Here is an 11,680-nt window from a genome sequence, read left to right as displayed (position 1 = left end):
CTTTCGGCGATGTCACAGATTCCGAGCGATGCGCGGCACGTGGTCGTTGAAGGAGCCAGCACGTCGGCCGGGCAGACGGACGATGTGCCGGTGCATTTTTCGACGAGATCGCAGGCGCCGGTTGCCGCGCGGCAGACGACGTTGGATGAAGCGAACGTGTCGGCGGGACACGCGGCCGAATTTCCGGTGCAGTTCTCCGAGCTGTCGCAGATGGCGCCGCCCGAAGGACGGCAGACGACGGATGTCGCAAGGAACGAATCGACCGGACAGCCAGCGCTCGTGCCGGTGCACGATTCGGCCGCGTCGCAGATTCCCGCTACCGCGCGACAGGCGGTGGCTGGGGGGACGAAGATGTCGGCAGGACAGGCCGCCGCGGTTCCGGTGCAGCTCTCGGCCACGTCACAGATTCCCGCCGCCGCGCGACAAACGACTGCGGGGGTCGCAAAGGAATTCCCGGGACAGGCAATGGCCGTGCCGGTGCAGGTTTCGGCAACGTCGCAGGCACCCGCTGCCGCGCGGCACACGACAGAGGGCGACGCCAATAGATCTGCCGGACACGTCGCCGTCGAGCCGGTGCATTTCTCGACGGCATCACAGGGGCCCGCGGCGCTGCGGCAGACAGTCGACGACGAAGTGAGCACGTCGGCAGGGCAGGCGGCGCTCGAGCCGGTGCAGCTCTCCGCCGCATCGCAGATTCCCGCCGACGGACGGCACAGCACCGTCGATGCGACGAACGCGTTGGCGGGACAGGACGACGAAGTCCCGGTGCACGTCTCGGGGAGATCGCAGGCACCGGCGGCTGCGCGACACGTCGTCGACGCATCCCGCAACGCGTTGGCGGGGCAGAAGGCGTTCGTGCCGGTGCACGTTTCCGCCGCGTCGCAAACTCCGGCGGCCGAGCGGCAGACCGTCGTCGTCGGCAGGAAAGAGGTCGACGGACACGTGGCGGTCGATCCGTCGCAGGTCTGGCTCTGGTCACAGGGGCCGATCTTCCGATGACAGACCTGGGTGCTCGTCGCGACCTGGCACGTCGTCGTGTTGCAGCAGCTCGAGGAACCCGAAGCGATGGGATCGCATGCTTCGCCCGCATCGACGATGCCGTTGCCACAGGTGCCGGTATAGAACAGGCCGACGAACGACGAGGCGTTGCCGCCTGCGCCCTGGAAATCGCCGCCGGCAAAAAGGCCTCCATCGAGCAGCGCGAACGCGGCGGTGTTCGCCGTGGTTCCGCTGCCGGGCGCGCTCCAGGCGGTACCGTCCCATTTCGCGACGTGGGCCGCGGGCGCTCCGCCGGCGGAAGTGAAGAAGCCTCCGACGTAAAGATCGGAGCTGCTCGCGAACAGCGACGAAACCAGGCTGCTGACGCTGCTGCCGACAGCGTTCCACGCGCTCCCGTCCCAGCGTGCGATCGGACCGGTCGATATGCCGCCTGCGGTTGCGAAATTCCCGCCTGCGTACAGGTCGCTGCCGACCGCAGCGAGCGCATCGACGGCGCTGGCGGTTCCGGAACCGAGCGGCGACCAGGAGCTGCCGTTCCATTTCGCCACGTGATTGGCCGGTGCGCCGCCCGCGTTCAGGAACGGACCACCGGCGTAAAGATCGCTGCCGATTGCCGCGAGCGAGGACACGGCATTGTCGACGCCGCTGCCGAGCGCGAGCCAGGAGCTGCCGTTCCACCTCGCGATGGAACCGACGGACGTGGCGCCGGCGCTCGTGAACGCGCCGCCCGCATACAGGCTGGTGCCGATCGCGAGGAGCGCGTAGACGTCGTTGTTGGTTCCCTTGCCGAGGGCCGACCAGGCCGAGCCGCTCCAGCGCGCGACGCGGCTGGCCGAAACTCCACCGGCGCTCGTGAAGCTTCCCGCTGCGTACAGGTCGGTGCCGATCACGGCGAGCGAGAACACCGGCCCGTCAAGGCCGCTGCCGAGCGGCGACCACGCCAGTCCGTTCCAGCTGGCGATCCGGTTGGCTGCGGTTCCTCCTGCCGACGTGAAATATCCGGCCGCGTACAGAGTGGAGCCGACGACCGCGAGGGCTTCGACGCTGTCGTTCATCCCCGCGCCGCTGGCGACCCCGAGCGTCGACCACGCCGATCCGTCCCACGCCGCGATGCCGCTTGCCGACACGCTGCCGGCCGACGTGAAGTCTCCTCCCGCGTAGATCGTCGAGCCGACGGCGGCCAGCGCCTCGACGTTGCCGTCCGCGCCGGCGCCGAGCGTCGTCCATGACGAGCCGTTCCACCTCGCGATGCCCGCTGCGCTCGCGCCTCCGGCCGTCGTGAACGAGCCGGCGGCATAAATGTCGGTTCCCGAAACCAGCAGCGCGAGCACGTCGCTGTTCGTACCTTTGCCCAGCGCCGACCACGACGATCCGTTCCAGCGTGCGACGTTGCTCGCCGAAGTCCCGCCGGCGGTAGCGAAGGCGCCGCCCGCATAAAGGGTCGAACCCGACGAGGCGAGGGATTCGACGCCGCCATCCGTCCCGCTGCCAAGCGCGGACCACGAGCTGCCGTCCCAGCTCGCGACGTGCGCCGCAGCGGAGCCTCCGGCAGTGGTGAAATATCCGCCGGCGCACAGGTTGGTGCCGACGACGGCGAGCGATGTGACCGATCCGTTGAGACCGCTGCCGAGGGCCGACCACGCGGTGCCGTCCCATTTCGCGACGCGATTGGCTGCGTTGCCGCCCGCAGTCGTGAAAAGGCCTCCGGCGTAGAGCGTCGTACCGATCGCGACCAGGGAGCGCACGTCGGAGTTGGTTCCCTTGCCGAGGGCCGACCAGGCCGACCCGTCCCAGCGTGCGACGTGCTGGGCCGAGACTCCGCCGGCGTTCAGAAAGAACCCACCTGCGTAAAGATCGGTGCCGAGCACTCCGAGCGCGTGAACCTCGCCGTCCATGCCGCTTCCGAGAGCAGACCAGGCGCTGCCGTCCCACTTCGCGATGCGCGGCGCGGCGACTCCACCGGCACTGACGAAACTGCCTCCGACGTAGAGGTCGCTGCCGATGACGGCTGCGGCCATCACCGCTCCGCTTACACCCGGGGGACCGCCGAATCTTGCGTCCCAGTTTCCGATGACGGCGGACGTCGCGATGACGCCGCGTGACGATGTGCCGGTTTGCGTCCGCGCGGAGCGCGGCACGAAGCGCGGTGCGCCGCCGGCACCGGTCTCCATCTCGAAACCGGAGACATCGACGGCGCCGCTAAAGCCGGCATCGAGCTTGAGAGTTCCGTCGGGGCGCAGCAGCTCCGAAACCGGTTTTGCACTCCCGACCGCCGCCGCGGCCTGCACCGGTATCGGCCAGAACGCCGCGATGCAGGCGGCCGCGATGATCCGTGCGCCGCGCAAGCAGCACGAGCGCCGGCGCGCTGCGGCAATTGTCCTCGGCATGAACCCCCGGGTCGATGAAAAGACAGCGACCGGATGCGTTTCTACGTGCGGGCGATCCCCCAACGCAAGCCCGCGCACGCGGCGGAAAACAGCCCGTGCGCAGTCCCGGCGCCCCGCGGGCCAGAACAGTCGCGGCCTGGTCTTTTGCGCAACTTGTCAGCGATGGAAGATCGATCCGAAGAAATGGCCGATCTTGCCGAACACGTTGGCGATCGGCGGGGGCTTGTTCGGTGCGGTGCGGGCGGCGGCCACCGGCAGGATCTTCCTCCAGCCGCCCCAGTCACGATTGCTCGCGTCGGTCGCACCGAAAAGCCCTTGACCGTGCAGCGGACACTCATCGACCGGAGCCGTGCCCTGCAGGAACGGCAGCGTGACGCGACGACGGCACGCCGCGGTGGCGAGGCCTCCGGATTCCGGATCGATCCTCGCCATCGTGATGCCGGGAGGAACGGTGAAGTCGCGCGCGCCGGTAGCGGCTGCGTCGTGCATGATGCGCGTCCACGCCGGCAGTGCAGCCTGCGCACCGGTGAGACCGAGACTCTGCGGCGTGTCGAATCCTACCCACACTCCCGCGACGAGCTCCGGCGTGTAACCGACGAAGTACGCATCGTGGTAATCCTGGGTGGTGCCGGTCTTGCCCGCGGCGATGACGTCGAGACCGAGACGCGAGGCACTGGCACCGGTTCCCGACTGCAGCACCGTCTCGAGCGCTCCAGTGACGACGTACGCCACGTCGGGACGCACGACGCGCGCAGGCGAGTCCTCGTGGCGGTAGATCTCGCGATCGTTCGCGTCGATCACCGACTCGATCGCATACACCGGCGAGCGTGCCCCGGCATTCGCGAAAACCTGGTAGGCGCCCGACAGGTCGAGCAGCGTCGTCTCCTCGGCACCGATCGAAATCGGCAGCAGCGGTTGCAAGTCCTGCGGAATGCCGAGCTCGTGCGCGGTGCGGACGATGCGCTCGGCGCCGAGACGGCTTCCGACGTAGGCCGCCGGAACGTTGAGGGACTGGGAGAGGGCAGCGACAGCGGTGACCTGCGTCTGGTAGTCGTGCTCGTAGTTTTCGGGAGTCCAGCCGTCGTAGCTCAGCAGCTCGTCGGGGAGCAGCGAAGCGAGCGTCATCACGGGTTTGACGGGGCTGCGCTCCGGGTCGAAGGCCGAAAGGTAGACGATCGGCTTGAACGCCGAGCCCGGCTGCCTGAGCGCCGAAGCCGCGCGGTTGAACTGGCTCTCGGAGTAGTTGCGGCCTCCGACCATTGCGCGGATCGCACCGCTGTGCGCATCGAGCACAACGGCCGAGCTTTGCAGCTTGGCCGGCCTGACCGAGCGACGCAGCTCGTGGTGATCCTTCTCGAGCTTTTCCAGGTTGGCCGTGACGGCCGCTGCGGCATGCGCCTGCACTTCCGTGTCGAGCGTCGTGAACACTCGCAAGCCGGCAAGATCGCCGGTGACGCCGGGAAGCTGTCTCAGCATCGACAGAACATAGTCGGTAAAATACGGAGCGCGTCGCAGCCCTGGCGGACGACTGAGGCCGAGGGGACTGACGACCGATTCCTGGTAAGTCGCTTCGTCGATCACGCCTTCGCTGCGCATGACGCCGAGCACGACGTTGCGTCGCTGGGTTGCCAGGGACGGATGACGCCGCGGATCGTAGCTCGTCGGCGCCTGGATCATGCCGACCAGCATCGCGGCTTCGGCCGGTGACACCTGCGAGAGGTCCTTGTTGAAGAACGAGCGTGCGGCCTGCGGCAGTCCTTCGAGCGGCGCACCCGCGTAGGCACCCATCGGCACGTCGTTGATGTAGCGCTCGAGAATCTGGTCCTTCGTCAGGCGCAGCTCGAGCACGACGGCAACCGCCAGCTCGCGGAATTTCCTCTCGAAGCTGCGGTCGCGACGCTCGAGGAACGTTCGACCGAGCTGCTGGGTGAGCGTGCTCGCTCCCTGCGCGAGGCGTTTCTGGCGCACGTCCTGGATCGCAGCCTCGACGATTCGGACGGGGTTGAAGCCGGGGTGCCAGTAAAAATACTGGTCCTCGACTGCAAGCAGGCCCGAGACGAGGTAGGGCTTCTGGTCGGCCAGCCGGATCTCGACGCGTTCGGCCGGAGCGCCCGGCACCAGTCGCCCGATCACTTCCGGCTCGAGCAGCGGATGGCCAGCCTCGATGCCTCCGGCGTCGGTTACCTGCGCGATCTTCCCGTCCTGCACGTGGACCTGCACGAGCGACGGCTCGTAGCGTATGCCGCCCTGGTGGTAGCCGCGCAGATAGATCGAGATCAGCGCCGGCGTCTTCGTGAACTGTCCCGGGGCTTCGGCGGCGGCCACTTGCGAGTAGCTGAGCGACGCGAGGCGATCGAGCAGACGGCTGCGCTCGAGCTCGTCTCCGGCGCGGATGCGATGCGGTGCCGACAGGATCGACGACGATAGCGCGGCGCTGCGCTGGTCGATCAGCGTAGAAATGTCGCGGTAGAGCGATGCCAGGTATACGCCCAGCGAGACGAGCAACAGCGCCGCGACGGTGAAGGCGGCAGTGCGCCAACGGGGCCTGCGGCGACCGCTCTTGCGGCGCGCAGTGCGCCCGTTGCCTGTGGAAGTCTTCTTCTTGCCGCCGGCCATCGCCTGCCCGCTTACTCCGATCGAGGCTGCAGATGGTACAACAAGCGCTCGGCCGTTGCGCCGCCACGGGCGCCTGCTGCAGGGAGCGCGAATTCGGTGCAGGCGAGGGCGGACACCGTGACGATGATCGCGCGATCATCCCGGGCGGATACGCGACGGCGCAAGCGAAGGGCGGTTGTACGGTCGATAAGTTGAGAATGGGCTGCGACGGCCCATCCACAGCGGGTGTGGCCTGCAATCGGCTGCGGATGTTCAAAAACGAACAATTGTTTTGCGGATTTTTTTTGCATTCCGGATCGTGATGAAGCCGGAAAGACTTCCTTCTTCTCGGATAACGCGCGAATTCCCGCTGCAGCAGCATGATTTTCGTCACGGGCGCGCCTCGGTGTGATCATTTTCGCGTGAGCTCGACGCGAGTCGCCGGTGCGGGGAAATTTGCAGCCGATGCCTCGAATGGAGACAATCACGGCTACGAAGGCGTCCACGAGGCCGCTGTGTGTAGCGTAGGCGTCGTCACGACGTCGCCGTGTGTTGGAGGAGTGGTTGGTGACCCGTGTGCAAATGCCGGGTCCATGGATGGGGTTGGGCTGCAGCGGAAGAGCCGTCGTCGACAACCCCTGGTCAGACAAGAAGGAGATCGAATCATGCGCAAGAACATTGCAATGCTCATCGGCGCCGCGGCGCTGATGGGAACCACGACGTGCGCCTTCGCGGGTGCTTACGGCGAGAAGCCGCTTCCGGAAGAGCATCCGACTGCGCCGCCGCCGATCGTGCAGCAGCAGGTCGAAGAAGTGGACTACGCCAAGGTCGGCCCTTACCTGGGAATTGGCGGCGAGTACGCCATCCAGCAGTTCCAGGAGATCCAGGGCGCGACGGGCATCGACGTCTCCAACAGCGGCGGCTTCCATGTCCGCGCTGGATACCGCGTGCACCCGAACGTCGCCGTTGAAGCGCTGTACGAGAATTTCAACGAGTTCGACGTCGATCCGAACGGCCACTACGACGGTTGGGCACTGACGGCGAATGCCAAGGGCTACATCCTGACGGGTCGCTTTCAGCCCTACGTGCTGGCGGGTCTCGGCTACGTCGACATCAACGGCTCGGCGGGAAGCCGCAACCATCCGGCTCCGCTTCTTGCGGCGCCGGCGGGCAACGACTTCGAGATGCGTTTCGGTGCCGGCATGGACGGCTGCATCACCGAGCACATCGCGATGGGTCCCGAGATTGCGTACGTCCTGCCTTTCGGCCAGGCGAACAATCTCAACATGTGGACCGTGTCGATGGGTCTCCGCTACAAGTTCTGATCGAAGGCGGGGTCAGGCACCAGGATTCTGGTGCCTGACCCCGGCCTGCCGGGAACCTGGCGCCGGGGGCGGCGCGAGATTCCCGTAGGGCGGCTGTCGCGGGGGGACGCGAGCGCCGCCTTTTCTTTGCCCGGCACGGCCCTGCACGGCCTGCCGGTTCCCCGATCCAACCTAAATCGCGTCCTTGTGGGTCATCACCTGCACTGCGCTGGCGTGGATGACCGGCGTCAGCGTCGATCCCACCATTTCCATGTCCACCGTTCCCGTCACGTTGACGAAGTTGCCGACCGCAACGAACTGCACCGGAGACTGCTTGCAGTCGAGATTGATGACCTGCGTCAGCGGCGAGGAACCGTCGTAGTAGTTCGTCATCACATCGTAGTTCACGCCGTTCACCTGCAGCTCGAAATCGCCGGGAACCGTACCGCTCGGCAGGGCGAGGTACGTCATCCACATGATCATCCCGTTCATCGTCGTCTGTCCGAGCGTGACGGGGCAGGGCGCCAGCGCCGTCTTCACCTGCACCGTCACCGTCGAGGAATTGTTCGACGGCTGGGGATCGGGAGACGAGGACGACGCGGTTCCCGTGTTGCCGTAGGCACCCGCCGTCACCGGAGCGTCCAGACCGATGACAACGGAAGCCTGGCTCCCCTTCAGCATCGTTCCGATGTTGCACGCGACGACCATGTTCTGGGTGCTGCACGGTGATGCCGAACCCGGAAACGAGACGTACGCGTAGTTGAGTCCGGTTCCGGCCGGCAGCGTATCGAGGAACGTGACGAGGTTGGCGCTGTCCGACCCGCTGTTCTTGATCTGGAACGTGTAGGTGTATGCGGCGCCCGCCGACGGCGAACCGGTGCTCGCCGAACCGGAAACCTGGACGTCGGCGCCGCCAGCGCCGCCGCCCGCGTAGGCATTCCCACCCGTGAAAAGACAACATGCGACGACGGCCGCAGCCGCGTGCCCGCATCTGGAAAGCTTCATCTGATCTTGCTCCTTGCCCCGCGCGTCGCTTCTCCCGGCCTCGGCGACGATGGAAGGCGCGAGCCGGATTTCAAGAATCGGGCCAGACGCGGTTTCAACGAAGACGTGCGACGAAGGCGGCCGTTTCCAACGGGAATTCGGGAAGTTCATGGCCGCGAACGCGGATATGCGGCTGCATGCGCTGCGTCGCCGGGCCGGGCCGGCTGCCCCGCGCGCGCGGGGTGCCCCGCGGCGAGCGAGCGATCTGGCCCATGCCGACGCGCCGGAAAGGGAGCGGCAGTGCGAAGCTGCGCCGGCGGCTGCAGGCGCGGACTCAGGAAATTCGCGATTTCGGGAGCGCGCTGCCGGACGAGCGCGAGCGGCTCAGCCGGACGCGAAGCGCCGCTCTGACGCCTGGAGCCTTGTCGTCAGGCGCGCAGCGCCTCGCGCACGAAGTCGAGGCGGTCCTGCCCGAAGAACAGCTCTTCTCCGACGAACATCGACGGTGCACCGAAGACGCCGCGTTCGACCGCTCTCTCGGTCTCCGCCTTCAGCATCGCCTTGACGCCTGCATCGGAGGCAAGCGCCACGGTGCGGCTGACGTCGAGGCCGGCCTTCGCGATCGTCGCTTCGAGCACGGAAGATTCGCCGAGATTCAATCCTTCGACCCACATGGCGGGAAAAATCGCCGCGAGATAGCGCGCAAAGGCGTCGCGATCTGCGACGAGCCCCGTCGCGATGCGCATCATCGTCAGCGTGTTGATCGGAAAGTGCGGGTTGAACGCGAACGGGACACCGTAGCGACGCGCGAAACGCGCAAGATCGCTTCCCATGTAGCGAGCCTTTGCAGGAATCGTCGCCGGCGAGGCGTTGCCGGTCGCCGCGAAGATGCCACCGAGCAGCACCGGCCGGTACACGAGCGTGGCGCTGTGCTCGGCGCAGATGCCGGCGAGCTGGGTCCATGCGAGGTAGGTCGTCGGGCTGCCGAAGTCGAAGAGGAATTCTACCGTCGCTGCCATCGTGCCTGCCTTGCGCGCGTGTGTCTGCGAGTCACCAGGATTCCATCCACGGCCGAAGATCCATCTCGAACGTCCAGGTATCGCGCGGCTGGCAGTGCAGCATCCAGTAGCAGTCGGCAATGTGGTCGGGGTCGAGGATCCCGTCGTCGTCCTTCTGCGCGTACTTGGCGGGGAAGTTGTCACGGATGAACGCGGTGTCGATCGCGCCGTCGATGATGACGTGCGCGACGTGGATGTTTTTCAGGCCGAGCTCCCGCGCCAGGCTCTGGGCGAGCGCCCTCAGCGCGTGTTTGGCCCCGGCAAATGCACCGAAACCGGCCGAGCCGCGAAGCGAAGCCGTTGCGCCGGTGAAGATCATCGTGCCGCGCCCGCGCTCTGCCATGCGCCGTGCGACTTCCCGCGCGGTGAGGAAGCCCGAGAAGCACGCCATCTCCCAGATCTTGAAGTATTTGCGGGCGGTTTCCTCGAGGATCGTCGACGGAACGTTCGCGCCGACGTTGAAGACGTAGACCTCGATGGCACCGATCTCGCGTTCGATGCGCTCGACCAGCGCGGCAACCTGGTCTTCCTTGCGGGCATCGGACGCAAAGCCGTGGGCCCGCCCGCCTTCGGCGCGGATCGCGTCGACGAGGGGCTGGAGCTTGTCGGCGTCGCGGCGCGTGAGGCAGGCGGTGTAGCCTTCGCGAGCGAAGCGCCGGGCGACCGCGCTGCCGGTAGCATCGCCGGCACCGATGACGAGGGCGACTTTCTCGTTCGCGGACATTCGCCGCGCTAGTAGGCAGCGGCGACGGCGGATTCAACAGGGGCCATGTGGCACCCGGGACCGGCCCGGCGCGACTCCGGACGATCGATCGGCTAGCATCGGCCCCGATGAACGCGCACCCACCGGTACTTCACCTCATGGACGCCGTCGGTCCGGCGCTCGGCGGCCTCGTCTTCATCCTGATCATGTCGAGGGTGCGCGAGCCGCTGCGGCGTGACCTGAACGTCGTGCTCGCTGCCGGCGCCTGCGGCGCCTACCTGAGCGGAGGTTTCGGAGTCTGGGAGCTGGTGTATCCGGTCGTTGCGACGCCGGTCGTCGTGCTCGGGCTGCGATCCGTGCGATTCCTCGGCGTGGCCTGGCTGATGCACGCCGCGTGGGATCTCGCGCACCACCTCTACGGCAACCCGATCTGGCCCTTCATGGCCACCTCGTCCTTCGGCTGCCTCGTGTTCGATTCGGTGATTGCCTTGTGGTTCCTCGCCGGCGCGCCGCCGCGCTCACCGGCGGCGGGTCCCGCCGTCGCCTGAGGAGATCCGCGGCAGGTACGGATCTGCCTGCGATCTCTTGCGCAATGTTGCGGATTTCCTTACGGAACGTACCAGACCGGGCAATTCGCTTCGCGCAGCACCGAGCGCCCCGTATCGCGCGTGAACCAGCGACGCAGCGGCGCGCGCGTGTGCTCGCCCATGACGATCAGCGATGCACCGAGCGCCTCGGCCATCGCCGGGATCTCTCGCGCCGGATCTCCTGCCGCCACGTGCAGCTTGGCCCGCTCGCGCAGGTCGTTCGGCAGCAGCCCCGACAGCCTGCGCCGGTCCGCTTCGGCCTGGGCAGAGTCCGGCTCCGACACCGGCGTGCGCGACGGCTCGATGTGCAGCAGGTGAAGCTCGATCGGCAGGCGGCGCGCCAGGTCGAAGCAGAGCCGGACCGCCGCTGCCGATGTTTCGGAGAAGCTCGTCGGAGCCAGCACGCGATGCAGTGCACCCGAGCGGCACGCGAAGCGCTTCGCGTTCGGATCGCCGGTGGCCTCGTGAAGCGCCATCACTGCGCAGCACGAGCGCTCGAGCACCTGTTCGGTGAGCGACATGTGGTCCTCGCCGGTACGGCCGTGGATCGTCAGCACGAGCACGTCGGCATCGACGATCCCGGCGACGGCGAGCACGCAACCGGTCGGAGGCCCATGCGTGATGCGTGCCTGCATCGGAATCCACGCAGGAATGCGCCCGACGAAGCTCTTCATTCGTCGCTCCGCTTCGATGTCCCATGCGAACGCCGCGTGCTTCCCGGCCCACATCCAGCTGACGGCCACGCCGGCGCTGACGTCTTCGACGTTGTGATGCAGAACCAGTCTTGCGCCGTAGAGCTGGCAGAGGTCGGCGGCAAAGAGAGCCTGATGCTCGCTCGCGTCCGAGAAATCGACCGGACACAGGACAGTCCGGATGTGGGTTTCCTCGCGTGCCACCATGTCGACGATACGCTCGCGTGCCGGGGCCGACAACACGGTTTGAGCTGCGCGGGAGGGCAGAACGGTACGGCAGGTGCGACGCGATGCGCATCACTTGCCCTGGCGGGCGAACGTCATGCCCGGGCGGGCGCGTTCAGCAGGCGGGGCAGGTGAGAGAGACCGGC

Annotated in this window: 9 protein-coding genes; 2 read left to right on the top strand and 7 right to left on the bottom strand. The window is 67.1% G+C overall.

All coding sequences use genetic code 11. The features are described 5' to 3' along the window. The 3 genes from VGK20_05800 to VGK20_05790 form a co-directional block, all read right to left on the bottom strand. A partial coding sequence (locus VGK20_05800; protein ID HEY2773549.1) for a hypothetical protein occupies positions 1 to 3,344 on the bottom strand: 3,344 nt, incomplete at its 3' end. A 198-nt stretch (positions 3,345 to 3,542) separates the two neighbouring features. Beyond that, the gene (locus VGK20_05795) at positions 3,543 to 6,002 is read right to left on the bottom strand and encodes a transglycosylase domain-containing protein (protein HEY2773548.1); all 2,460 of its coding nucleotides are present in this window, start codon (positions 6,000 to 6,002) and stop codon (positions 3,543 to 3,545) included. An 11-nt stretch (positions 6,003 to 6,013) separates the two neighbouring features. Continuing rightward, entirely contained in the window at positions 6,014 to 6,487 is a 474-nt protein-coding gene (locus tag VGK20_05790; GenBank protein HEY2773547.1) for a hypothetical protein, read from the bottom strand. Between the two features lie 159 nt (positions 6,488 to 6,646). Here VGK20_05790 and VGK20_05785 point away from each other — a divergent pair, with 159 nt between their 5' ends. Beyond that, on the top strand, positions 6,647 to 7,306 hold the full coding sequence (locus VGK20_05785; protein ID HEY2773546.1) for an outer membrane beta-barrel protein: 660 nt from the start codon (positions 6,647 to 6,649) through the stop codon (positions 7,304 to 7,306). 171 nt (positions 7,307 to 7,477) lie between these two features. Here VGK20_05785 and VGK20_05780 read toward each other — a convergent pair whose 3' ends face one another. The 3 genes from VGK20_05780 to VGK20_05770 form a co-directional block, all read right to left on the bottom strand. Next, positions 7,478 to 8,290, bottom strand: a complete 813-nt coding sequence (locus VGK20_05780) for a hypothetical protein (GenBank protein ID HEY2773545.1) — start codon at positions 8,288 to 8,290, stop codon at positions 7,478 to 7,480. A gap of 407 nt (positions 8,291 to 8,697) precedes the next feature. Next, on the bottom strand, positions 8,698 to 9,288 hold the full coding sequence (locus VGK20_05775; GenBank protein HEY2773544.1) for a 2-hydroxychromene-2-carboxylate isomerase: 591 nt from the start codon (positions 9,286 to 9,288) through the stop codon (positions 8,698 to 8,700). Between the two features lie 31 nt (positions 9,289 to 9,319). After that, positions 9,320 to 10,051 (bottom strand): SDR family oxidoreductase, encoded by a 732-nt coding sequence (locus VGK20_05770; GenBank protein HEY2773543.1) that lies wholly within the window; start codon positions 10,049 to 10,051, stop codon positions 9,320 to 9,322. Positions 10,052 to 10,158: 107 nt separating this feature from the next. On the opposite strand from VGK20_05770, the gene VGK20_05765 reads away from it, so the two are divergent. Next, complete coding sequence (locus VGK20_05765; GenBank protein ID HEY2773542.1) at positions 10,159 to 10,578, top strand: DUF6010 family protein; 420 nt, start codon at positions 10,159 to 10,161, stop codon at positions 10,576 to 10,578. A 59-nt stretch (positions 10,579 to 10,637) separates the two neighbouring features. On the opposite strand, the gene VGK20_05760 is transcribed toward VGK20_05765, so the two are convergent. Then, a complete protein-coding gene (locus VGK20_05760) occupies positions 10,638 to 11,552 on the bottom strand; it encodes a universal stress protein (GenBank protein HEY2773541.1) in 915 nt (304 codons plus the stop codon). Between the last annotated feature and the right edge of the window lie 128 nt (positions 11,553 to 11,680).

The organism is Candidatus Binatia bacterium (assembly GCA_036493895.1).
GTDB lineage: Bacteria > Desulfobacterota > Binatia > UBA1149 > CAITLU01 > DATNBU01.
The sequence above is the reverse complement of the archived record's forward strand: the minus strand, read 5'-3'. Positions and strand labels throughout refer to the sequence as shown.